General features: G+C 60.9%; 21 protein-coding genes. 9 read left to right on the forward strand and 12 right to left on the reverse strand.

Annotation, left to right across the window (positions count from 1 at the left end):
* Window positions 1-3: 3 nt before the first annotated feature.
* From AC07XZ_RS08075 to dksA, 6 genes are all read right to left on the reverse strand, one after another.
* Entirely contained in the window at window positions 4-1404 is a 1401-nt protein-coding gene (locus AC07XZ_RS08075) for a polynucleotide adenylyltransferase PcnB (RefSeq protein WP_007959609.1), read from the reverse strand.
* 734 nt (window positions 1405-2138) lie between these two features.
* The gene (locus tag AC07XZ_RS08080) at window positions 2139-3575 is read right to left on the reverse strand and encodes a sigma-54-dependent transcriptional regulator (protein WP_085747746.1); all 1437 of its coding nucleotides are present in this window, start codon (window positions 3573-3575) and stop codon (window positions 2139-2141) included.
* A gap of 22 nt (window positions 3576-3597) precedes the next feature.
* Entirely contained in the window at window positions 3598-6552 is a 2955-nt protein-coding gene (locus AC07XZ_RS08085) for a sensor histidine kinase (protein ID WP_007959612.1), read from the reverse strand.
* A complete protein-coding gene (locus tag AC07XZ_RS08090) occupies window positions 6536-6712 on the reverse strand; it encodes a hypothetical protein (RefSeq protein WP_003176118.1) in 177 nt (58 codons plus the stop codon). The genes AC07XZ_RS08085 and AC07XZ_RS08090 overlap by 17 nt, the downstream gene beginning before the upstream one ends.
* A gap of 77 nt (window positions 6713-6789) precedes the next feature.
* The gene (gene gluQRS / locus AC07XZ_RS08095) at window positions 6790-7686 is read right to left on the reverse strand and encodes a tRNA glutamyl-Q(34) synthetase GluQRS (RefSeq protein WP_085747747.1); all 897 of its coding nucleotides are present in this window, start codon (window positions 7684-7686) and stop codon (window positions 6790-6792) included.
* 83 nt (window positions 7687-7769) lie between these two features.
* Window positions 7770-8213, reverse strand: a complete 444-nt coding sequence (gene dksA, locus AC07XZ_RS08100) for an RNA polymerase-binding protein DksA (protein WP_007959616.1) — start codon at window positions 8211-8213, stop codon at window positions 7770-7772.
* 334 nt (window positions 8214-8547) lie between these two features.
* Here dksA and AC07XZ_RS08105 point away from each other — a divergent pair, with 334 nt between their 5' ends.
* Window positions 8548-9720, forward strand: coding sequence for a pyridoxal phosphate-dependent aminotransferase (locus AC07XZ_RS08105; protein WP_102686299.1), 1173 nt, complete (start codon window positions 8548-8550; stop codon window positions 9718-9720).
* Window positions 9720-10433 carry a DNA/RNA nuclease SfsA gene (gene sfsA / locus AC07XZ_RS08110; protein ID WP_102686298.1) on the forward strand — a complete coding sequence of 238 codons (714 nt, stop codon included), beginning with the start codon at window positions 9720-9722 and terminating at the stop codon, window positions 10431-10433. The genes AC07XZ_RS08105 and sfsA overlap by 1 nt, the downstream gene beginning before the upstream one ends.
* Here sfsA and AC07XZ_RS08115 read toward each other — a convergent pair.
* Window positions 10430-10747, reverse strand: a complete 318-nt coding sequence (locus AC07XZ_RS08115) for a Rieske (2Fe-2S) protein (RefSeq protein WP_085747750.1) — start codon at window positions 10745-10747, stop codon at window positions 10430-10432. The two genes, sfsA and AC07XZ_RS08115, sit on opposite strands and share 4 nt — an antisense overlap.
* 162 nt (window positions 10748-10909) lie before the next feature.
* Between AC07XZ_RS08115 and AC07XZ_RS08120 the strand changes: the two genes are divergently transcribed.
* From AC07XZ_RS08120 to AC07XZ_RS08135, 4 genes are read left to right on the forward strand one after another with little or no spacing between them, the layout of a single operon-like run.
* Window positions 10910-11782 (forward strand): heme/hemin ABC transporter substrate-binding protein, encoded by an 873-nt coding sequence (locus AC07XZ_RS08120; protein WP_102686297.1) that lies wholly within the window; start codon window positions 10910-10912, stop codon window positions 11780-11782.
* A gap of 50 nt (window positions 11783-11832) precedes the next feature.
* Window positions 11833-12816, forward strand: a complete 984-nt coding sequence (locus AC07XZ_RS08125) for a FecCD family ABC transporter permease (RefSeq protein WP_170928972.1) — start codon at window positions 11833-11835, stop codon at window positions 12814-12816.
* Complete coding sequence (locus AC07XZ_RS08130; RefSeq protein WP_102686296.1) at window positions 12816-13583, forward strand: heme ABC transporter ATP-binding protein; 768 nt, start codon at window positions 12816-12818, stop codon at window positions 13581-13583. The genes AC07XZ_RS08125 and AC07XZ_RS08130 overlap by 1 nt, the downstream gene beginning before the upstream one ends.
* A gap of 21 nt (window positions 13584-13604) precedes the next feature.
* Window positions 13605-14456 (forward strand): ChaN family lipoprotein, encoded by an 852-nt coding sequence (locus AC07XZ_RS08135; protein WP_102686295.1) that lies wholly within the window; start codon window positions 13605-13607, stop codon window positions 14454-14456.
* 225 nt (window positions 14457-14681) lie between these two features.
* On the opposite strand, the gene AC07XZ_RS08140 is transcribed toward AC07XZ_RS08135, so the two are convergent.
* The 4 genes from AC07XZ_RS08140 to AC07XZ_RS08155 form a co-directional block, all read right to left on the reverse strand.
* Window positions 14682-15464 (reverse strand): Crp/Fnr family transcriptional regulator, encoded by a 783-nt coding sequence (locus AC07XZ_RS08140; protein ID WP_102686294.1) that lies wholly within the window; start codon window positions 15462-15464, stop codon window positions 14682-14684.
* A 15-nt stretch (window positions 15465-15479) separates the two neighbouring features.
* Window positions 15480-15752: a TfoX/Sxy family protein gene (locus tag AC07XZ_RS08145; protein WP_003228231.1), complete on the reverse strand. Its 273-nt coding sequence runs from the start codon at window positions 15750-15752 to the stop codon at window positions 15480-15482.
* Between the two features lie 220 nt (window positions 15753-15972).
* The gene (locus tag AC07XZ_RS08150; RefSeq protein WP_007959639.1) at window positions 15973-16317 is read right to left on the reverse strand and encodes a pentapeptide repeat-containing protein; all 345 of its coding nucleotides are present in this window, start codon (window positions 16315-16317) and stop codon (window positions 15973-15975) included.
* Between the two features lie 91 nt (window positions 16318-16408).
* Window positions 16409-17965: a bifunctional aminoglycoside phosphotransferase/ATP-binding protein gene (locus tag AC07XZ_RS08155; RefSeq protein WP_102686293.1), complete on the reverse strand. Its 1557-nt coding sequence runs from the start codon at window positions 17963-17965 to the stop codon at window positions 16409-16411.
* A 118-nt stretch (window positions 17966-18083) separates the two neighbouring features.
* On the opposite strand from AC07XZ_RS08155, the gene mrcB reads away from it, so the two are divergent.
* Genes mrcB through AC07XZ_RS08170 form a run of 3 tightly spaced genes read left to right on the forward strand, consistent with a single transcriptional unit; the run spans window position 18084 to window position 21506 of the window.
* Complete coding sequence (mrcB, locus tag AC07XZ_RS08160) at window positions 18084-20408, forward strand: penicillin-binding protein 1B (RefSeq protein ID WP_102686292.1); 2325 nt, start codon at window positions 18084-18086, stop codon at window positions 20406-20408.
* Window positions 20409-20424: 16 nt separating this feature from the next.
* The gene (locus tag AC07XZ_RS08165) at window positions 20425-21171 is read left to right on the forward strand and encodes a tetratricopeptide repeat protein (RefSeq protein WP_102686291.1); all 747 of its coding nucleotides are present in this window, start codon (window positions 20425-20427) and stop codon (window positions 21169-21171) included.
* Window positions 21171-21506 carry a YqcC family protein gene (locus AC07XZ_RS08170; protein ID WP_102686290.1) on the forward strand — a complete coding sequence of 112 codons (336 nt, stop codon included), beginning with the start codon at window positions 21171-21173 and terminating at the stop codon, window positions 21504-21506. The genes AC07XZ_RS08165 and AC07XZ_RS08170 overlap by 1 nt, the downstream gene beginning before the upstream one ends.
* An 18-nt stretch (window positions 21507-21524) precedes the next feature.
* Here AC07XZ_RS08170 and AC07XZ_RS08175 read toward each other — a convergent pair whose 3' ends face one another.
* Window positions 21525-21941, reverse strand: coding sequence for a DUF4124 domain-containing protein (locus AC07XZ_RS08175; RefSeq protein ID WP_085747757.1), 417 nt, complete (start codon window positions 21939-21941; stop codon window positions 21525-21527).
* Window positions 21942-21952 lie beyond the last annotated feature (11 nt).

Consider the following 21952-nt stretch of genomic DNA (forward strand, 5'->3'; position numbering starts at 1 on the left):
GCCTTATTCGCCCGTGGCGCTCGGTGCGCCAGCGCGTTTGCGTTTGGAGCCGCTGCTGCGGCGACGCTTGCGCGGTGCGCCACTGGCGTCATCACCCTTGCCACTGAGGTCGCGGATCATGTCGCGACGTTCGCTGTCGTTGGCGTCCTGATAATCGGTCCACCATTCACCCAGGCCATCGGTCTGCTCGCCAGCGCTTTCACGCAGCAGGAGGAAGTCGTAGCCGGCGCGGAAGCGCGGATTGTCCAGCAGCAGGTCGGCGCGTTTGCCGCTGCGGCGTGGCAGGCGTTCCTGCATGTCCCAGATCTCGCGGATCGGCATGGTGAAGCGTTTTGGAATCGCGATGCGCTGGCACTGTTCGGCGATCAGTTCGTGAGCGCCTTCCTGCATGGCTGGAATTGGCGGCATGCCGCGCTCTTGCAGACGTAGCACTCGGGCCGGCAGGGCAGGCCACAGCAGGGCAGCAAACAGGAACGCCGGGGTTACCGGTTTGTTCTGCTTGATCCGCAGGTCGGTGTTGGTCAGTGCTTCGCTGATCAGCGTGTGGGTATATTCCGGGTTGTGTTCCAGCGCATCGGCACTGGCCGGGAACAGCGGCGCGAACAGTTGCAGGTCGACCAGCATCTCGAACGTGATCGCGCCATGACCGGAGAGGAACAGCTTGAGCACTTCCTCGAACAGGCGGGCCGACGGAATCTCGCGCAGCATCGGCGCCAGTTCGCGGATTGGCTGGACGGTGTGCTTCTCGATACCGAAATTGAGCTTGGCGGCGAAACGCACGGCCCGCAGCATCCGCACCGGGTCTTCCTGGTAGCGTTGCTTCGGGTCGCCGATCAGACGGATCAGGTGATTGCGGATGTCGTGTACGCCGTTGGCGTAGTCGAGGATGCGCTCGCTGACCGGATCGTAATACAGGGCGTTGATGGTGAAGTCGCGGCGTTGCGCGTCTTCTTCCAGGGTGCCGTAAACGTTGTCACGCAGAATGCGCCCGCTCTCGTTGCGCGAAGACTGGTTGCTATCTTCGTCGTCTTCGTTTTGCGGGTGATTGGCGCGGAAGGTCGCGACTTCAATGATTTCGCGACCGAAATGGATGTGTACCAGCTTGAACCGGCGGCCGATGATCCGCGCATTGCGGAATTCGGCGCGAACCTGCTCGGGGGTGGCGCTGGTGGCGACGTCGAAGTCTTTGGGCGTGATGCCCAGCAGCATGTCTCGCACGCAACCGCCAACCAGGTAGGCCTGGTAGCCGGCGCCCTGCAGACGTTCGACGATGTTGACCGCGTAACGGCTGAATTGCGCCTTCTGCAGCGAGTGTTGGCCGCTGTTGAGGACTTCAGGCGTGCTACGGATGTGTTGCGTACGACGCAGGGGAGTTCGGAATGACTGGAACAGCTTCTTCAGCATGGGATGCACTGTTTGAAGGAATGTTCGGCCATACCAGAGAATGACCGCATGATGGGCCGGGATTCTAGCATTTAGTCGAGGGATGGTGTAGGACGCTGCCGTTTTGCGCTGAAAGCCGCAGTCTAGAGGGGGTGGAGATGCGTCAGAAGGGGGGATTTGCCAGAAAGGAGAAACTACAAGGGGAGCCGAAGCTCCCCAAGAAGTAGTTGCGTGCTCTTTTTATTATTGATTCGGGCTTCTTGTTTTTGTTGAGTGCCCTCGCCATGAAGCTTTTCCTTCATGACCCTCCCAATCGGGAGCCAAGAGCAAACGGATTGCTTTGGTCGCTGTGTTGCAGTGATCTTGCGATCCAACCAGTACAGGCTCTGTCTTAAGACAGTTTTTGTTGTTCTCGGCCTGGTCGTGGGGCTAGCCCCAAATACAACGCCTCTCCAAAAGAATCAGTTAGCTGCGCCTCTCGCCGTCTTGTTTTTATTGTGCGTGAGTCGATTCGTCTTATTTTTATTGTCTTGTGTATTGCTTGTTATTGTTCTTGTACCAAACATATAGCAGGTGCCGTGCCAACTTTTGCGAACCCCAATAAAACAAGGGGTTAGGTCGATATAACCGTTTTCGCAGGGCGAAAAAAAGCCGGGGTTTCGTTACCGATAACCCCGGCTTCTGTTACGTGAAAAGACTGAGGTAACAGTTTTTTCACCTCTTCAACGGTAACCCGCACACTCGACAGGTAACGTTCAGCTCTCGCTGGCGACCCCTGTCTTGCGCCGTGGAATGCCCAGACGCTGACGACGTTCCCACAGGCATTTGCGGCTGACGCCCAGTTTGCGCGCCAGTTCGGTCTCGGTCATGTGGTCCTGATGCTCGAGTACGAAATGCTGGAAGTAGTCTTCCAGTGACAGGTCTTCGGTCGGCTCGTGGCTGCTGTTGCTGGCGTTACCGGCCGTTTGCGCCGGCAGGCCGATGAATTCGTCGTCCTCCAGATCGCCCAGCTCGATGTCGATACCCAGCAGGTCGGCAGAGATTTCCGGGCTTTCGCTCAGAATCACCGCGCGCTCGACGGCGTTTTCCAGCTCCCGCACGTTACCCGGCCAGGAATAGTGCCGGATCGCCTGTTCGGCATCGGCGGCAAATTTCAGGTCGGTGCGGTTGATGCGGGCGCTCTGACGAGCGAGAAACGCATTGGCGATTTCGTTGACGTCGGCGCCACGCTCGCGCAGGGCCGGCAGTTTCAATGCGATCACGTGCAGGCGGTAGTACAAGTCCTCACGGAACTGGCCGATTTTCGCCAGGCTCTTGAGGTCCCGGTGGGTCGCGGCGATCAACCGGACATCGACTTTCTGCGACTGAACCGAGCCCACCCGGCGAATTTCGCCTTCCTGCAATACGCGCAGCAAACGAGCCTGGGCTTCGAGTGGCAGTTCGCCGATCTCGTCGAGGAACAGCGTGCCGCCGTCCGCCGCTTCCACCAGACCGGCGCGACCGGCGCTGGCACCGGTGAACGCGCCTTTCTCGTGGCCGAACAGTTCGGACTCGATCAGGCTTTCCGGGATGGCGGCGCAGTTCACCGAGATCATCGGCGCCTTGGCACGTTTCGACAGGTTGTGCAGGGCGCGGGCCACCAGTTCTTTACCGGTACCGGACTCGCCCTGGATCAGCACGTTGGAATCGGTCGGGGCGACTTTACGGATCTTGCCGTAAAGATCCTGCATCGGCGGACACGAGCCGATGATGCCGATTTCGCCATTGCTGTTATCGATCGCGGATTTGCCGCTGCCATTGGCCGATTTGGCGGGAGCTGCTTCGCCGACGGCAGGCGCCGACTGGCGATCGCGCAGGATCCGCGCGACAGCCTGAAGCATTTCATCGTGGTCGAAAGGCTTGGCGATGTAATCCACCGCGCCCATCTTCATCGAGTCAACCGCCGAGCGCAGGCTGGCGTAGCTGGTCATGATCAGCACCGGTGTGCCCTGGCCGAGCTTGATCAGCTCGGTACCCGGAGCGCCCGGCAGACGCAGGTCGCTGACGATCAGATCGAATGTGGGAATACTGAAGCGTTCTTGTGCTTCCTGCACTGAACCGGCTTCGCTGACCTGGTACTGGTTGCGTTCCAGCAGGCGGCGCAAGGCGGAGCGGATAATGGTTTCGTCTTCGACGATCAAAATGTGCGGCATTGATTCGATACTCTCGACGGTCTCAGTTCACAGCGGACGTCGCTTCGACATGGCGCGGCAATGTCACCCGGATACGGGTGCCGCGCTGGCTCTGAACATCAGCCGGGCTGTCGATGGTGATTTGTCCATAATGCTCTTCAACGATGGAATAGACCAGTGCAAGGCCCAGACCGGTGCCTTCGCCAGGATCCTTGGTGGTGAAGAAGGGTTCGAACAATCGGTCCATGATGCTCGACGGAATACCGCTGCCTTCGTCTTCGACGATCAGATCGACCGTGTGTTCGCCGGCTTCGCTCTTGACCCGCACCGCACTGCCCGCAGGCGAGGCGTCACGGGCGTTGGAGAGCAGATTGATCAGCACCTGGGCGAGCCGCTGCGGGTCGCCTTCGACCCAGTGATCGGGATCGCACAGGTTATAGAACTGGACTTCGAAATTGCGCCGGTTCAGGGCCAACAGGCCGATGGCGTCCTGAGCCACTTCCGCCAGACAGACGGGCTCGTCACTGTGTTGATGGCTGCCGGCGTGGGCGAAACTCATCAACGACTGGACGATGCGTGACACGCGTTTGGTTTGCTCGAGGATCTGGCCGCTGATTTCCGTCAATTCGCCGTCTTCTTCGCGTTCCTCGCGAAGGTTTTGCGCAAGGCAGGCGATGCCGGTGATCGGGTTGCCGATTTCGTGAGCAACACCCGCCGCGAGTCGACCGATGCTGGCCAGGCGCTCGGAGTGCACCAGTTTGTCTTCGAGCATCTGGGTTTCGGTCAGGTCTTCCACCAGCAGCACCAGGCCGCTGTTGCCCGGTGCCAGCGGCTCGTCGATCGCCGCTTTGTGCAGGTTCAGCCAGCGGGTCTGGCCGTCGAGGGCCAGATGCTGTTTGTGCAAGTGTTCGTCGGGCAGGTGGATGAAGCCTTGCAGCAGATCTTTCCACGGATTGGCGATGGTGCTCAGGCGCGAGCCGACCACCCGTTGCGCGGCAATCCCGGTCAGTTCTTCCATGGCCTTGTTCCACATCAGGATCTCCTGATCCTTGGCCAGCGAGCAGACGCCCATCGGCAGTTCCTGCAGGGTCTGGCGGTGGTAACGGCGCAGGGCATCGAGTTCGGCGGCCAGCCCGGTCAGACGCGAGTGGTAATCCTCGAGGCGGCTTTCGATGAAATGGATGTCTTCGGTAACGTAGTTTTCGCCGCCAGCCTTGTACGGCAGGAAGGTTTCCACCATGTCCTGGGCGACGCTCGGGCCCATCAGGCCGGAGAGGTTGGCTTCGATCCGGTCACGCAGGCGGCGCAAGGCATAAGGGCGGCGCTCGTCGAAGGGCAGATAAAGGTCGCGCAGGGCCTGTTCGACTTCTTTTTGCGCAGCCTTGGCGCCCAGCGGCTTGGCCAGTTGCGTGGCGAATTCCTGCGGCGAGGCTGCGTGCAATTCGCGGCGTTGTGGGCGACGTACGTTGTCCACAGCGCAGGCTTCGGCGGCGCTGGCCTCTTCCGGACTGGCATTGGTGAACAACGAAATCAGCGTGAACATCAGGACGTTGGCCGCCAGCGAGGCGATGGCCGCCATGTGCCAACTGGTGTCGTCCAGCACGTAGATCATGTTCAGCAGCGGAATATAGAAACCCTGCAGATTGCCGACCAGCGGCAACAGCATGGTCACGACCCACACCACAATCCCTGCCAGCAGACCGGCGATGAACCCCCGACGATTGGCGGTCGGCCAGTACAGCACCGACAGCACACCCGGCAGGAATTGCAGGGTCGCAACGAAGGCGACGATGCCGAGGTTGGCCAGATCCTGCTCGGCGCCGAGCATCAGATAGAAGCAAAAGCCGGCCATGATGATTGCGACGATCAGCGCCCGGCGGGTCCATTTCAACCAGCGATAGATATTGCCCTCGGCCGGTGGCTGATAGAGCGGCAGCACCAGATGGTTCAGGGCCATGCCCGACAGCGCCAGCGTGGTGACGATGATCAGACCGCTGGCCGCCGACAGACCGCCGACATACGCCAGCAACGCCAGCGACTTGCTGTTGGCGGCGATGCCGATACCGAGGGTGAAGTATTCCGGATTGGTGGTGGCGCCGAGTTTCAGGCCGGCCCAGAGAATCAGCGGCACAGCCAGGCTCATCAACAGCAGGAACAGCGGCAGGCCCCAGCTCGCGCTGACCAGCGAGCGCGGGTTGAGGTTTTCGGTGAAGGTCATGTGATACATGTGCGGCATCACGATCGCCGAGGCGAAAAACACCAGCAGCAACGTGCGCCACGGGCCTTCCTGCAACGGGGTGTGCAGGGCGGCGAGGGCGGTCTGGTTCTGCAGCAGCCACAGTTCAAGTTGCTGCGGGCCGTCGAACACGCCGTATAGCGCGTAGAGGCCGACGCCGCCGAGGGCTGCCAGTTTGATCACTGATTCGAAGGCAATCGCGAATACCAGCCCTTCGTGCTTTTCACGTGTGGCGATATGACGGGAACCGAAGAAGATCGTGAACAGAATGATCAGCGCACAGAACGCCAGGGCTACGCGATTTTGCACTGGTTCGCCGGTGAGGATGCCGATGGAATCGGCCACGGCCTGGATCTGCAACGCCAGCAGCGGCAATACGCCGATCAGCATGAAAATCGTGGTCAGCGCACCGGCCCAGGTGCTGCGAAAGCGGAAGGCGAACAGGTCTGCCAGCGACGACAGTTGATAAGTGCGGGTGATCTTGAGGATCGGATACAGCAGCACCGGCGCCAGCAGAAACGCGCCGGAGACCCCGAGATAACTGGACAGAAAGCCGTAGCCGTACTGATAGGCCAGACCCACCGTGCCGTAGAACGCCCACGCACTGGCGTAGACCCCCAGCGACAGGGTGTAGGTCAACGGATGGCGAATGATCGCCCGCGGGATCATGCCCCGTTCACTGATCCAGGCCACGCCGAACAACGCGGCCAGGTAGGCGGCGCTGATCAGCAGCATCTGGGTCAGGCTAAAGCTCATCGGCATCTTTTTGGCTCTGCAGGATGAAGGTCACGACAATCAGGATCAGCCAGAGCAGATAAGGGCGATACCAGGCGCCCGTAGCGTCGATCCACCAATCCATGATGGCGGGAGAAAACAGGTAGATCCCCACGACCAGAAGCAGGACCAAGCGATAGATGTACATCCCGGCCTCTCTTTTTTATGCGCGTGCCCGAAAACGTGCGGCGATGGTAACGGATGGGCGCGCCACTGCAAGTGTCGTCACAGCAGTTGCGCTTCGGGCAGGGTCAGTGTGCGCGGGATTTTCAAGGCATCCCAGTGGACGCTGCCCCAGTTCAACAGTTCTTGCGGCGTGGCGTGGGCCAGTTCGGGCCCCGGGTCTTGCCCCAGTGCGCGCAGGGCCCGCAGCAACAATGGCGTGGCCTGATCGGCTTCCAGTGGTGGCGAGCGATAGGACTTGCCGAGCTTGTTGCCGTCCGGCTGGGTAATCAGTGGCAGATGCAGATAGCGCGGTTGGCGCAGGCCCAGCAATTCCTGCAGGTAGAGCTGGCGCGGTGTGGAGTCGAGCAGATCGGCACCGCGCACGATGTCGGTGATGCCCTGCCAGGCGTCGTCCAGAACCACCGCCAGTTGGTAGGCGTAGAGGCCGTCGCGGCGGCGGATCACGAAATCTCCCACGTCACGGCCCAGATGCTGGCGGTATTCGCCCTGCACCCGGTCGATGAAGTGGTATTCGAGCTCTGGCACGCGAAGACGGATCGCGGCGTCTTCCTGACCGTGACCGGCATTGCGGCACAGTCCCGGATAAATGCCGTGGTATGGCTCCAATTGTTTGCGCGAGCAGGTGCAGGCGTAGGCGAGGCCGTGATTGAACAGGCTGTCGAGCACTTGCGCGTAGGCCTCGTGCCGATCGCTCTGGCGAACCATCTCGCCGTCCCATTCGAAGCCATAGCTTTCCAGCGCCTTGAGAATCGCCGCTTGCGCGCCCGGCTCTTCCCGGGGCGGATCGAGATCCTCCATGCGCACCAGCCAGCGACCGCCCACCGAGCGTGCGTCCAGATAAGAGGCCAGGGCGGCAACCAGCGAACCGAAGTGCAGGTGCCCGCTGGGGGTCGGGGCGAAGCGGCCAATATAGGCGGGGGAGGTGTTGGCAGTCATGAGGGCGATGTTACTTGAGAGTCAAAAAACGGCAGAAACAAAAACGGAGCGTTCGCACGCTCCGTTTTTCGTTCAGGCCGGGATTATTTGCCGACCTGCTTTTCCTTGATTTCCGCCAGGTTCTTGCAGTCGACGCACATGTCGGCAGTCGGACGGGCCTCAAGGCGCTTGACGCCGATCTCGATGCCGCAAGAGTCGCACCAGCCGTACTCTTCGTCTTCGATCAGTTGCAGGGTCTTGTCGATCTTCTTGATCAGTTTGCGCTCGCGGTCGCGGGCGCGCAGCTCGAGGGCGAACTCTTCTTCCTGGCTGGCACGGTCGGCCGGATCAGGAAAGTTGGCCGCTTCGTCTTTCATGTGATCAACAGTGCGGTCGACTTCCTGCATCAAGTCCAGTTTCCACTTGGTCAGGATCTTGGTGAAGTGCGCGCGCATTGGAGCGCCCATGTACTCTTCGCCCGCTTTCGGGACGTAGGGTTCGAAACCGCTGAGTGTCTGACTTGCCTGTTGCTTTGCTTGGGTGGGCATGAAATGGACCGCCTCTACTCTTGTAATCCATTGCGCAGGATTGCTCCATCACCGACACCTGCCGGCCCTGCGGCTGCAAGCGGGCGAACTTACCAGATCAATTCGACCCGCGCTACTCCCGGATGTCGAGCGCGTGGCCGAGGGGACTTGCAAATGTTTGCCAAGCCATGTCCGGCGGTGCTGCAAACCTGCTCAATCACTGATTTTAGTCAATCCTGGAGCGTACGCGCGGGTCGTTACAGTCCAGTGTTCTTGAGGCTGTGACCGCTGCGGGTTCTCGCTCGTTCCGGCAGATGGGTAGAATCGTTTCTTTTCCCCCGTTGAAGGAAGGCCAATGGCTCAGCCCTACAGTGCGCGCAGTCGTGCGATCGAACCGTTCCATGTCATGGCGTTGCTGGCGCGGGCCAATGAATTGCAGGCCGCCGGCCACGACGTGATCCACCTGGAAATCGGCGAACCGGACTTCACTACCGCCGAACCGATCATCCGCGCCGGCCAGCAAGCCCTGACAGCCGGGAAAACCCGTTACACCGCAGCCCGTGGCATTCCCGAACTGCGTGAGGCGATTTCCGGCTTCTATCAGACGCGCTACGGCCTGAACATCGATCCTCGACGGATTCTCATCACCCCCGGCGGTTCCGGGGCGTTGCTGCTGGCCAGTGCGTTGCTGGTGGATCCGGGCAAGCACTGGCTGCTGGCCGACCCCGGCTATCCCTGCAACCGACACTTTCTGCGATTGGTTGAAGGCGCGGCGCAGCTTGTGCCGGTGGGCCCGGACGTGCGTTATCAACTGACGCCGGACCTTGTGGCGCGCCACTGGGACCACGACAGCGTCGGTGCGCTGGTCGCCTCGCCGGCCAACCCGACCGGTACGATTCTGACCCGCGATGAGCTGGCCGGGTTATCCGCAGCCATCAAGGCCCGTCACGGGCATCTGGTGGTGGACGAGATCTATCACGGCCTGACTTACGGCACCGACGCCGCGAGTGTGCTGGAAGTGGACGACAGCGCCTTTGTCCTCAACAGTTTCTCCAAATATTTCGGCATGACCGGGTGGCGCCTCGGCTGGCTGGTGGCGCCGGACGCAGCGGTCAGTGAGCTGGAAAAGCTCGCGCAGAACCTCTATATCAGTGCGCCAAGCATGGCCCAACATGCGGCGCTGGCCTGTTTCGAGCCGGACACCATCGCGATTCTCGAAGAGCGCCGCGCCGAATTCGGCCGTCGCCGTGACTTCCTGCTGCCGGCATTGCGGGAGCTGGGCTTCGACATTGCCGTAGAGCCGGAAGGCGCGTTCTATTTGTATGCCGATATCAGCCAGTTCGGCGGCGATGCCTTCGCGTTCTGCCGGCATTTCCTCGAAACCGAGCATGTAGCCTTCACGCCGGGGCTGGATTTCGGTCGCTATCAGGCCGGTCATCATGTGCGCTTTGCTTACACGCAAAACCTCCCACGCCTACAGGAAGCGGTAGAGCGTATCGCCCGTGGCTTGAAGAGCTGGCAAGGCTGATGCGCTTTCATCCTCCGCTCGAAGAAGGCCGGTTGATCCGGCGTTACAAGCGTTTTCTCGCCGATATCGAAACCGTTGGCGGCGAGTTGCTGACCATTCATTGCCCGAACACCGGCTCGATGCTCAATTGCCAGGTTGAGGGCGGGCAGGTCTGGTTCAGTCGCTCCACAGATCCGAAACGCAAACTGCCCGGTACTTGGGAAGTCGGTGAAACCCCGCAGGGCCGGCTGTTTTGCGTGAACACCGGACGCGCCAACGCACTGGTCGAAGATGCCTTGCAGGCCGGTGTCATCAGCGAATTGAGCGGGTTTACCGGGCTCAAACGCGAGGTGGCGTACGGGCAGGAAAAGAGCCGGATCGATTTTCGCCTCGACTACCCGACGGGCCCGGCGTATGTGGAAGTGAAAAGTGTCACGCTGGGTTTCGACGGCACGGCGGTCGCGGCATTTCCCGATGCAGTGACCGATCGCGGCGCCAAGCATTTGCGTGAGCTGGCGCATCTGGCCAGGGACGGGATTCGCGCGGTCCAGTTGTACTGCGTCAATCTCTCCGGCATTGAAGCAGTGCGTCCGGCCGAGGAAATCGACTCGGCCTACGCCGCTGCGCTGCGCGAGGCGGTGGCGTGCGGGGTCGAAGTCCTGGCGTACGGCGTGCGTTTGAGCCATGAAGAGATGGTGATCGACCGGCGCCTGGACGTGCTGCTCAACGGTTAAACATCGATCCACAGCCCTTGCGCGTCTTCACGGCAAGGGATGGCCGTCAGCGATTGCCCGGCGCACGGGCCGGCGACGCATTCACCGTCTTCGATCAGAAACAGTGCGCCGTGGGTGGCGCACTGGATCAGGCTGTTGCTTGGGTCGAGAAACTGGTCGGGCTGCCATTCCAGTCCGACGCCCCGATGCGGGCAGCGATTGAGGTAGACATAAGCCTGCCCCGCGCGGCGCACGGCGAACAGTTTTTTCCCGTCGATATCGAAACCGCGACTGCCGTCCTCAACCAGATCGGCACCCGCGCAAAGAAACTTCATGGCTATCCTCAAATGTCGGCTCGTGTCCGGATATGTCCGAGCTTGACGTTCAAATGCAAACAATTATCAAATGGCCGCCTTCACCCGTGGCGAGGTGACCGCTGCCGAGGATACTTGGCCTGCCGTCCCGATGTCCGGGAAAACATTTCAAGGAAGCTGTCTATGCGCCTGAGTACCCGCGTTGCCGTGCTGTGTGTCGGACTTTTGGTCAGCCACCAGGCTGCAGCGGCCGAGTTGCCGCAACGTTGGGTCAGCGCCGGCGGCGCGTTGTCGGAGTGGGTGAGTGCGCTGGGTGGCGAGGCCAAACTGGTAGGCGTCGACACCACCAGCCAGCATCCCGAGTCTCTCAAGTCGCTGCCGAGCATCGGCTATCAGCGCAGCCTGTCGGCCGAAGGCATTCTCAGCCTGCGCCCGGACATCCTGATCGGCACCGAAGAAATGGGCCCGCCGCCAGTGATTTCGCAGGTTCGCAGTGCCAAGGTGCAGGTGGAACTGTTCTCGGCTCAGCCGGATCTGCCGACATTGGAAAAAAACGTTACCCATCTGGGACGGTTGCTGGGCGCTGAAAGCCAGGCCGCGCAATTGCTGCAAAGTTATCAACAGCACCTCGATGCGCAAAAGGCCCGTGTAGCTGAAGCGCAGACTAAACAGAAAGCGCCGGGCGTGCTGTTGCTGCTTGGACATGCCGGCGGCAAACCGCTGATCGCCGGCAAGGACACCGCCGCCGACTGGCTGCTGCAACAGGCGGGCGGGCATAACCTTGCGACCCACACCGGGTACAAGCCGTTTTCTGTGGAATCCCTGGCCAGTCTCGATCCTGAAGTGCTGGTGTTCGCTGACCGTGCGCTGACCGGCGAGGCGGCGAAAGCGGCGCTGTTCAAGGAAAACCCGATCCTCAATTCCAGCCGCGCGGCCAAGACCGGACGCGTGCTGGAGCTGGACCCGACGCTGCTGGTGGGCGGACTCGGGCCGCGTTTGCCGGCTGCGCTGAAGACCCTGTCTGACGGTTTCTACCCGGCCAAGAGCGGCCAATGACCACGCTGGTCAAACCCCGTGGCTTGTTTATCGGCCTGATCCTGCTCTGCCTGCTGGCGATCTGGCTTTCGCTGGCGCTGGGGCCGGTCAGTCTGCCGTTGTTCGACACCTTGCGCGCAGCGTTGCGCATGATCGGTGTGCCGCTGGCGCCGGACGGGCTGGAACAGGCTGAACTGATTCTCGGGCAGATTCGTCTGCCGCGTACGTTGCTCGGGCTGGCAGTTGGCGGTGTGCTGGCGTTGTCCGGGGTGGCGATGCAGGGGCTGTTTCGTAATCCGCTGGCGGATCCGGGGCTGGTCGGCGTCTCGAGCGGCGCGGCGTTGGGCGCTGCGGTTGCGATTGTCGGCGGTTCGTTTTTTGGTGGATTGCCGGAGTGGTTCGGACCTTATTTGCTGTCGGTTTGCGCGTTTCTCGGTGGCCTTGGTGTAACGGCGTTGGTCTATCGACTAGGCCGCCGTAATGGGCAGACGAATGTTGCGACCATGTTGCTGGCGGGTATCGCTCTGACGGCGTTGGCCAGCTCGGCGGTGGGACTGTTTACCTATCTGGCCGACGACGCGACATTGCGCACGTTGACGTTCTGGAACCTGGGAAGCCTCAACGGCGCGAGCTATGCGCGGTTGTGGCCGCTGCTGATCATCACCGCCGGTGTTGCACTGTGGCTTCCGCGTCGGGCGAAGGCGCTCAATGCGTTGCTGCTCGGCGAATCGGAAGCCGGGCATCTGGGGATCGATGTCGAGCGGCTCAAGCGTGAGCTGGTGTTCTGCACGGCACTCGGCGTCGGCGCGGCGGTGGCGGCGGCGGGTATGATCGGTTTTGTCGGGCTGGTGGTGCCGCATCTGGTGCGCTTGCTCGCGGGGCCGGATCATCGGGTATTGCTGCCGGCATCGGTGCTGGCCGGGGCGAGTCTGTTGTTGCTGGCGGATCTGGTGGCACGGCTGGCGCTGGCGCCGGCGGAGTTGCCGATCGGCATCGTCACGGCATTCATCGGTGCGCCGTTCTTCCTTTATCTGTTGCTGCGAGGGCGTGCCTGATGCTGCGTGCGCACAATCTGCACATCCGCCGTGGCCGCAAGACCGTTCTGGCCGATGTCAGCCTGCAGCTCGAACCGGGCGAAGTGCTTGGCGTGCTGGGGCCGAATGGCGCCGGCAAAAGTACCTTGCTCGGTGCGTTGTGCGGTGAGTTGAGCGCCAGCGACGGGCAAGTGCTGCTGGACGGACAGGCCTTGAGTCATTGGAGCGGCACTCAGCGCGCCCAGCGGCTGGCGGTGTTGCCGCAGGTGTCGACCCTGGATTTCGCCTTTCGTGTTGAGGAAGTGGTCGGCATGGGGCGTCTGCCTTACCAGAGCGGGCGGGTGCGCGATGACGAGATCGTCGCTGCCGCATTGCGGGCGGCGGATGCCGGGCACCTGAGTGGTCGCAGTTATCTGGCGCTGTCCGGCGGCGAGCGTCAGCGGGTGCATCTGGCGCGGGTGCTGGCGCAGCTCTGGCCGGGGCAGGCGGGGCAGACGTTGCTGCTTGATGAGCCGACCTCGATGCTCGATCCGCTACATCAACACACGACGCTGCAGGCAGTGCGCGAATTTGCTGATCGTGGCGCGGCGGTGCTGGTCATCCTGCATGATCTGAATCTGGCGGCGCGCTATTGTGATCGCATTCTGCTGCTGGAAGGCGGGCGCCCGGTGGCGCTGGATACGCCGCAACAGGTATTGCGCCCGGAATCGCTGAAGGCAGTTTTCGGTCTGGAAGTATTGGTGCAGCCGCACCCGGAGCGCGGGCATCCGCTGATCATCGCCCGCTGATTTCGTCATCGAGGTGAGGGTATGCGCGGGATTCTGCTGTTGGCGGTGTTGTGGCTTGCAGGTTGCCAGCATGTTGCGGCGCCGCCAGTCGTGGGCGAGATCCGTGATTTGCGCAGCGGCGAGAGTTTGACGGCGCAGCAATTACTGACGCAACTGAGCAGACCGTCGCGGCTGATCATTGGCGAACAGCATGACAACGCCGATCACCATGCCCTTCAATTGTGGTTGTTGCAGAACCTCGAAGAAACGCGACCCCAAGGCAGTCTCCTGTTGGAAATGCTGACGCCCGACCAACAGTCGCGCGTCGATGACGTGCGCCATGCCGCAATGCCACCGGCTGATCTTCCCGCTGCATTGGCCTGGCAGGACGGTTGGGACTGGAATCTCTACGGACCGATAGTGCGGTTCGCCCTGACGCAATCCTGGCCGTTGTTGGCAGCCAACCTCGATAACATCGAAATTCGCGCCTTCTATCGTGATCCTTCGGTTTTGAGCGGTGAGCGCAGCAACGCCAAATCTGTGAAAGAGACGCTGTTGGAGCAGATCGGCGATTCCCACTGCGGCTTGCTGCCGTCATCACAAATGCCGGCGATGCTGGCGGTTCAACAACAACGGGATCGGCGCATGGCCTCGCGTTTGTTGGCGGCGCCCGCGCCTGCGTTGTTATTGGCGGGTGCGTATCACGCGCGAAAGGATGTCGGGGTGCCGCTGCATGTGCTGGATCTGGGCGCGCCGGAAGCGCCGACGGTGTTGATGCTGGCGGAGCAGGGTAGTCAGATCACGGCGGCGATGGCTGATTACGTCTGGCTAACACCGGCCACGCCGAAACCGGATTATTGCGCGCAGATGCGTAAGCAGTTCGGCAAGCAATGACTTTTCCACAGGCAAAAAAAGACCCGGTAAAACCGGGTCAAATAACCGTGATTAGCCTGATGAGGAGATAATCTGAGAGTCCGAACCAAGGGCTTTTCAGAATATCGACTGATCTCGCGACCAGTTGTGATAATCATAGCGATTCTCATTACCAAGTCAACTGCTGTTTTTTCATTTCTTTCGTTTTGTCCCGGCAATGGCGTAAACGCCCCGTGAATACGGGCGTCAGATCTGGGCTGTGAGCTGCTTGTTGAGCTGGTCGATACGCCGCGCCATGCTTTCGATCAGGCTGTGGGCGATTTTCGGATTGGTGCGGGTCATACTCAGAAACTGATCGCCGGGAATCAGCATTACCGTGCTCGCCTCCCTGGCAATGACCGTCGCGTTGCGCGGCTCGCCCGTGAACACCGCCATTGCGCCGAATATTTCATCCTTGGGCACGTCGCCTACCTTGTGCCCGTTAACAAACGCTTCGGCGTGTCCTTCGATAATCACGAACACATGGTCGGCGTCATCGCCCTCGAGGATCAGAACGTCTCCGGCTTCGACCCGCTTGAAACCATTGGTGCTGCGAAACTCGCGCGGCTTGAACTCGGCAACGGCGTGGGCCAGCAGCGCCATTTGCCCGAGCAGGTAGCGCAGAAACTGCTCCGAGCGCGATGGTTCGCCGTACACATGTTGAAACAAATCACTTCGGCGATAGGGCAGTAATGTCAGCGGGTTGTCTGAGTACAGCGTGCAATCCGCCCATTCCGGCCCCTGCTGCAGGCCGATCAAATCGCCCTCATGCCAGTAGAACAAGCCGCGACCACTGAGTCGGCCGGTGATGACACCTTGCGTGAGCAAGAACAACTGGTCGCCCGGCAAACGTGCCAACAGATCATCCGTGGCTTCCAGTTCCAGGGCCGGCCCGCACGGCGGCAGGCCTTCGAGCCATTGCGCAGGCAAGGTCTGCAAGTGGTTGATCAATGCATCGGCCTGGGCCGATTGTTCCCCGAGCAGGTACATGAAGGTCGGTACCCGTTAGTTCTTGTGGCGAGAGGAAATGGCTTCCAACTGCTTGTTCAGCGCATCCTTGCGTTCGGCAGGAATGTCGTTCCAGTGCACATCCATCAACGCCCCTTCGATCGCGTACAACAACACCTTCGACGCCCGAAACCCGCGAGTGCGCACGGCCCGGTAGGCATCCACCGCGCCCAGGCGACGCAGATCCGAGGCGCTATGGATGCCCACGGCATGCAGCCATTGCGCCGACGTCTTGCCAAGATTCTTCAGGTGTTGCAGTTCATCATTCATCAAGCCTCCTTGCGACGGCCGAATGGTGCGTGGGCGAGCTTCTCAGGAGTGTAGCCATCAGTAGGAAAAGCGTGGTTGTTTGGTCGGATTCAACGCAAACGCTTCTAAGAAACGTCAGTTTCCGCTGATGAATCAGGATGGGGAGGGCGAGGGAGAATTACCAATAGCACGCAGTCCAGCGCAAAGCGGGGGCGCTGGACGGTTCAGGTTTTTAAAAGCTTCAGCGAGTGCGATAACGCAGGCGCGTACCGAAATTCATCGACATCAGAATCTCGTCGGCACTCAGCTCTGGCGGGAAGTAGGCCCCGGAGATCTGCGCGTGGGCCAGGCTCGCGCCTTCCAGCGAGGCGTTGCGAAAGTCGATGCCGCGCAGGTCGGCGGAACGGAAGTAGGCGTCCCGGAAATCCACGCCATCGGCGTTCAGTTCACGCAGGTCCAGGCCGCGAAAATCACCACCAACCATGTCGATCGGACCGTCTTTCGGGCGTTCATTGTTGAAACCTGTGATGTCGTCTTTGTGCAGCAAGGCATAAAGCGGGGTGTCGAGAAGTTTCGGCTGGCTCATGTCAAATCACCTGTTGGTTTTATGACGCCAGTATAGTGCCACTATTTGACGGCCGTGAAGCGAGCGAGGGCTTCACGGCCGAAATAGTTTCTTACAGACCTGGCAGGCGCTGGCGAATTTGCGCCACGACGGTGTCGAGGGTGCCGGATTCATTGGTCTGCACGCGTTTGCTGCGCAGGATTTCTTCCGGCGTCAGGGCTTCGCGGTTGGCCTGTTGTGCTTCGATCACGGCGAGCGTCGCGTCGGACGGATCCTTCTTGTCCGCCTGACGAATCGCCAGCCAGCTCTCGATCACGGCCTGTGGAGCATTGCAGTCGAGGATCAGGAATGGCGCGCCAGTGGCTTCGGCAACCTTGGCGGCGTTGTCGCGTTGTTCGCGTTTGAGGTAAGTGGCGTCGATCACCACCGGGAAACCGGCGTGCAGGATCACTTCGGCGATTTCATGCAGGCGAGCATAAGTCGCGGTGCTGGCATCGGCGCTGTAGATCCCGGCCTGAACATCATTGGCAACGGTTTGCTCGCCGAACAGACGTTTGCGCTCGACATCGGAACGCAGGCGGATCGCGCCCAGCGCTTCGACCAGACGCATGGCCACGTGGCTTTTGCCTACAGCGGACACGCCGTGGGTAATCGCCATGAAGCGCGAAGGAATGGTGCTGTAGCTTTCCGCCAGGTTGGCGTAGTTGCGGTACTGGCGCAGGGTGGTGGCACGCTGCACCGGAGTGGCATCGGCCGGCATGCTGAACAGTGCGACTTTCGCACGTACCAAGGCGCGGTAAGCCTTGTAGAAGTTCAGCACTTCCAGGCCTTGATAGTCGCCGGTCAGTTCCAGGTACTGGCTGATGAAACGACGGGCCAGGGATTTCAGGCCACGGTCTTCCAGGTCCATCGCCAGGAAACCGGTGTCAGCCCAGACGTCGGTGAAACGGAACGGTTCGTTGAATTCGATGCAGTCGAAGATCACGACTTTGCCGTCGATCAGCGTGGCGTTGCCCAGGTGAATGTCACCGTGGCATTCGCGAGTGAAGCCGTCCGCCTTGCGCTGGGCGAACAGCGTTTTCAGGCGATCGAAGCTGCTTTCGGCCCACGCTTGCAGGGCGTCGAGTTGCAGAAGATCGTTCTTGTCGCTGAGGAACGGCAGGATCTGTTCGAAGTTCTGGCGCACCGGCGCCATTACGCTTTCAGGCGTGCCGGCATCGTGTTCCGCCGGGACTTTCGGCGCGTTGAGGTGGAAGCGGGCGATCTGTTCGGCCATTGCGTCGACGTGCGCGGTGGTCAGCTCGCCGTTGGCTTGCAGGGTGCTGAGCAGGCCGCTCTGCGGGAACTGGCGCATTTTCAGCAAGTATTCGATGGCCGGGCCTTCGCCGCCCAGTTGCGGAGCTTCCGCACTGCCGGTTACGGGAATCACTTCCAGATACAAATCTTCGGTCAGGCGCTGGTTCAGGCGCAGCTCTTCACCGCAGAAGTGTTCACGGGAATCAAGGCCGGTGAAATCGAGGAAGCCGAAATTCACCGGCTTCTTCACTTTATAAGCGTAGGGACCGGTGAGCAGTACCCACGAGATATGGGTTTCGATGACCTGGAACCCTTCGACGGGATGCGGGTAGAGGGCCGGGTTTTGCAGGGCAGCGATCAGGGACTGGCTCACGGACGATCCTTCAGAGACTGGGAGAAATTCAAGGCGCTCATTATGGCCGCTCGCCAGCCCGACGCAAACCTCGGAGCGCTCCTGTTGAGTATGAATAAAGTGCGTATAATCCGCCGCCATGACTCGTACTCGATCCCCCCGTACCCCTAAAAAACCAGCTTCCCGGGGCCTGCGCCCATGGTTGGGCTGGGCCCTTAAACTCAGTCTGGTCGGCCTTGTGGTGCTGGCCGGCTTCGCCGTTTACCTCGATGCCGTGGTGCAGGAGAAGTTCTCCGGCAAGCGCTGGACCATCCCGGCCAAGGTTTACGCGCGCCCGCTCGAGCTGTTCGTCGGACAAAAGCTGAGCAAGGACGATTTCCTCACCGAACTCGATGCCCTGGGCTATCGCCGCGAAGCCGTGAGCAACGGTCCCGGCGCGGCGGCGGTCAATGGCAATACGGTTGATCTGAATACCCGTGGCTTCCAGTTCTATGAAGGCCTCGAGAAACCGCAGCCGGTGCGCGTGCGTTTCTCCGGCGATTACGTGGCCGAACTCTCGGCGACCAACGGTTCGAAGCTCTCCGTGGTACGCCTGGAGCCGCTGATGATCGGCGGTATCTACCCGAAAAACCTTGAAGACCGGATTCTGATCAAGCTCGATCAGGTGCCGCCGTATCTGCTGGAAACCTTGGTCGCCGTGGAAGACCGGGATTTCTACAGCCACTGGGGCGTGTCGCCGAAATCGATCGCCCGTGCAGTCTGGGTCAACACCTCGGGCGGCAAGATGACTCAGGGCGGCAGTACGCTGACCCAGCAACTGGTCAAAAACTTCTACCTCACCAACGAACGCAGTCTGACCCGCAAGCTCACCGAAGCGATGATGGCGATGCTGCTCGAGCTGCATTACGACAAAAAGGAAATCCTTGAGGCGTACCTCAACGAAGTCTTTGTCGGTCAGGATGGTCAGCGGGCGGTGCACGGTTTCGGTCTGGCGAGCCAGTTCTTCTTCGCTCAGCCTTTGTCCGAGCTGAAACTGCATCAGGTCGCGCTGTTGGTCGGCATGGTCAAAGGTCCGTCCTATTACAACCCGCGTCGCAACCCGGAGCGTGCGCTGGAACGACGCAATCTGGTGCTCGACGTGCTGGAGCAGCAGGGCGTCGCTTCTGCCGAACAAGTCGCCGCTGCGAAGAAAATGCCGTTGGGCGTGACCACACGCGGCAAGCTGGCCGACAGCTCGTTCCCGGGCTTCATCGATCTGGTCAAACGCCAGTTGCGTGAAGACTATCGCGACGAAGACTTGACCGAAGAAGGCCTGCGGATCTTCACCAGTTTCGATCCGATCCTGCAGATGAAAGCCGAAGCGTCGGTCAACGACACCTTCAAGCGTCTGTCCGGCCGTAAAGGTTCCGACGACGTGGAAGCGGCGATGGTCGTAACCAACCCGGAAACCGGTGAGGTCCAGGCCATGATCGGCAGCCGTCAGGCGAGTTTTGCCGGGTTCAACCGGGCGCTGGATGCGGTGCGGCCGATCGGCTCGCTGATCAAACCGGCGGTTTATCTGACGGCACTGGAGAAACCAAGCCAGTACACGCTGACCAGTTGGCTGTCGGACGACCCGCTTTCGATAAAAGGCGCAGACGGACAGGTCTGGAAACCGCAGAACTATGATCGTCGCTCCCACGGCACAGTGTTCCTATATCAGGGGCTGGCGCATTCCTACAACCTCTCGACCTCGCGTCTCGGTCTGGCGGTTGGCGTTCCGAATGTCCTCAAGACGTTGGGCCGCCTGGGCGTGACCCGAGAGTTTCCGGCGTTCCCGTCGATGCTGCTCGGTGCTGGCGGCATGACCCCGATCGAAGTCGCGACCATGTACCAGACCCTGGCCAACGGTGGCTTCAATACGCCGATGCGCGGGATCCGCAGCGTGCTGACTGCCGATGGCGAGCCGCTCAAGCGTTATCCGTTTCAGATCGAGCAGCGTTTCGATCCGGCCTCTATCTACCTGATCCAGAACGCCATGCAGCGGGTCATGCGTGAAGGTACCGGCAGTTCGGTTTATAACGTGTTGCCAAGAACCCTGACACTGGCGGGCAAGACCGGTACCAGTAACGATTCGCGCGACAGCTGGTTCGCCGGTTTCAGCCAGGATCTGCTGGCGGTGGTCTGGCTCGGCCGTGACGACAACGGCAAGACGCCGTTCACCGGGGCCACCGGTGCGTTGCAGGTCTGGACCAGTTTCATGCGCAAGGCCGATCCGCTGCCGCTGGACATGCCGCAGCCGGATAACGTGGTGCAGGCCTGGGTCGATTCGCGTACCGGCCAGGGCTCCGATGCCAACTGTCCGGGCGCCGTGCAGATGCCGTATATTCGCGGCAGCGAACCGCCACCCGGCGCCTCCTGCGCGGGCGAAAGCCCGGCATCGGGCGAGTCGGTGATGGATTGGGTCAAGGGCTGGATGAATTAAGCAAAGAGGGTTTCAAGTGAACAAGTGGTTGATTCCAGCGGTGACCGCCGTGGCTTTGCTCGGTGGCTGCTCCACCGTACAGCGTGGTTCGATCCCGGTTGTGGATTCCGGCACCGCCGTGTCCAACAGCGAGCGTATTTCGGCCAATGGCGGTTTCCGTCAAACGACGGTGAAACGTCCTGCACAGGCCCAGACTCAGGCGATCCCGCAAGGCGATACCGGTGTGGTAGTGATGGTGCCGGGCGGCGCAGCGGCTTCGGCACCGATCAGCTCTTCGCCGATCGTTCCGGGCCCGGCATCCGGCGGCATCACGCCGGGGCCGTATAACCCGTCGGCGGTCGAGTCGGCGCCGATCAGCTCCGGCAGCTACAGTATGCCTTCGACGCCGAGCGGCATTCCTTCGGCCAGCAGCGGCGGCGGTCTGTCTGCCGATGAACAACTGGACGGTCCGGTTCTCGCGTTGTTGAGCACTGCGCAACAGCAGCAGGCCGGTGGCGACCTCAACGGCGCGTCCTCCAGCCTGGAGCGCGCCCAGCGTGTAGCGCCGCGCGAGCCGCAAGTGCTTTACCGTCTGGCGCAGGTACGTATGGCCCAGGGCGATGCGCCGCAAGCCGAGCAGACCGCTCGCCGTGCGTTGACCATGGCCAATGGTCGTCCGGACTTGCAGGCCAGTCTGTGGGAATTGATCGCTCAGGCACGTGAGAAGCAAGGTGATTCCGCCGGCGCCACTCTGGCCCGTCAGAAGGCCAAGGTTTCGCTGTGATGGACAGTCGTTTCTCCAAAGTCGCCGATCAACTGCTGTTGATCGAGCGTGAACTGCGCGCCCAGGGCTGGTGGGATGACGTCCAGCCCTCGGTCGAAGCCCTGAGCAGTGTCGAACCGTTTTCGGTCGACACCCTCGATTTCGAGCAGTGGCTGCAATGGATCTTCCTGCCGCGGATGAAGATGATCCTCGAACAGGATCTGCCATTGCCCAATGCCTCGGGCATTCAGGAAATGGCCGAGGTGGTTTTTGCCCAGCGCAATCTGCAGGGCAAGGATCGGCAGCTTCAGGTATTGCTCAAAGAGTTCGACCTGCTGATCACCGCTTCGCGCTGAACCGAAAACTGCCAGTGGTTACTGGCAGTTTTCCGCAATCTGTTTTTGTGCCTCCGCAGTACGTTGCTGGCGCTGTTCGTCGCTCAGCCGCCGCAATTCTCCCTCCACTTCCTCCCTCAAGCGCGGATTGTTCTGCAGTTGCGCGAGATTCGTGCGTGCCTGTTCGCAAAATGCCTTGAGCTGATTCTGTTGCTCGGCCACTTGCTTTTTGACCTTGTCATCGATGGCTTTCTGATCGCCCAGCGCGCCGCTGCCAGGTAATGCGGCAGGTATTGGTGCGGGAGATGAGGGCGTCTTCACGGCGGTGGATGACTGCCCTTGTGGTGGCTGTTGATCAAAATGGGTGACGCCTTGGGCATCGACCCATTTGTAGATCTGACCGGCCATACACCATGGGCTGGCGCCGATTAGCAGAGTTAATAGAAGCGTTCGCATGCTGATTCCTT

Source organism: Pseudomonas sp. GW458-11-26-14-LB4 (genome assembly GCF_059423925.1).

What these genes read in the sequence shown, in the direction of transcription:
- AC07XZ_RS08105 (WP_102686299.1), top strand. Translation starts at nt 8,548, where the DNA reads ATGGCTCAGCCCTACAGTGCGCGCAGTCGTGCGATCGAACCGTTCCAT.
- dksA (WP_007959616.1), bottom strand. Translation starts at nt 8,213, where the DNA reads ATGCCCACCCAAGCAAAGCAACAGGCAAGTCAGACACTCAGCGGTTTC.
- AC07XZ_RS08120 (WP_102686297.1), top strand. Translation starts at nt 10,910, where the DNA reads ATGCGCCTGAGTACCCGCGTTGCCGTGCTGTGTGTCGGACTTTTGGTC.
- AC07XZ_RS08150 (WP_007959639.1), bottom strand. Translation starts at nt 16,317, where the DNA reads ATGAGCCAGCCGAAACTTCTCGACACCCCGCTTTATGCCTTGCTGCAC.
- AC07XZ_RS08085 (WP_007959612.1), bottom strand. Translation starts at nt 6,552, where the DNA reads ATGCCGATGAGCTTTAGCCTGACCCAGATGCTGCTGATCAGCGCCGCC.
- sfsA (WP_102686298.1), top strand. Translation starts at nt 9,720, where the DNA reads ATGCGCTTTCATCCTCCGCTCGAAGAAGGCCGGTTGATCCGGCGTTAC.
- AC07XZ_RS08170 (WP_102686290.1), top strand. Translation starts at nt 21,171, where the DNA reads ATGGACAGTCGTTTCTCCAAAGTCGCCGATCAACTGCTGTTGATCGAG.
- AC07XZ_RS08075 (WP_007959609.1), bottom strand. Translation starts at nt 1,404, where the DNA reads ATGCTGAAGAAGCTGTTCCAGTCATTCCGAACTCCCCTGCGTCGTACG.
- AC07XZ_RS08090 (WP_003176118.1), bottom strand. Translation starts at nt 6,712, where the DNA reads ATGTACATCTATCGCTTGGTCCTGCTTCTGGTCGTGGGGATCTACCTG.
- AC07XZ_RS08115 (WP_085747750.1), bottom strand. Translation starts at nt 10,747, where the DNA reads ATGAAGTTTCTTTGCGCGGGTGCCGATCTGGTTGAGGACGGCAGTCGC.
- mrcB (WP_102686292.1), top strand. Translation starts at nt 18,084, where the DNA reads ATGACTCGTACTCGATCCCCCCGTACCCCTAAAAAACCAGCTTCCCGG.
- AC07XZ_RS08175 (WP_085747757.1), bottom strand. Translation starts at nt 21,941, where the DNA reads ATGCGAACGCTTCTATTAACTCTGCTAATCGGCGCCAGCCCATGGTGT.
- AC07XZ_RS08145 (WP_003228231.1), bottom strand. Translation starts at nt 15,752, where the DNA reads ATGAATGATGAACTGCAACACCTGAAGAATCTTGGCAAGACGTCGGCG.
- AC07XZ_RS08080 (WP_085747746.1), bottom strand. Translation starts at nt 3,575, where the DNA reads ATGCCGCACATTTTGATCGTCGAAGACGAAACCATTATCCGCTCCGCC.
- AC07XZ_RS08130 (WP_102686296.1), top strand. Translation starts at nt 12,816, where the DNA reads ATGCTGCGTGCGCACAATCTGCACATCCGCCGTGGCCGCAAGACCGTT.
- gluQRS (WP_085747747.1), bottom strand. Translation starts at nt 7,686, where the DNA reads ATGACTGCCAACACCTCCCCCGCCTATATTGGCCGCTTCGCCCCGACC.
- AC07XZ_RS08135 (WP_102686295.1), top strand. Translation starts at nt 13,605, where the DNA reads ATGCGCGGGATTCTGCTGTTGGCGGTGTTGTGGCTTGCAGGTTGCCAG.
- AC07XZ_RS08140 (WP_102686294.1), bottom strand. Translation starts at nt 15,464, where the DNA reads ATGTACCTGCTCGGGGAACAATCGGCCCAGGCCGATGCATTGATCAAC.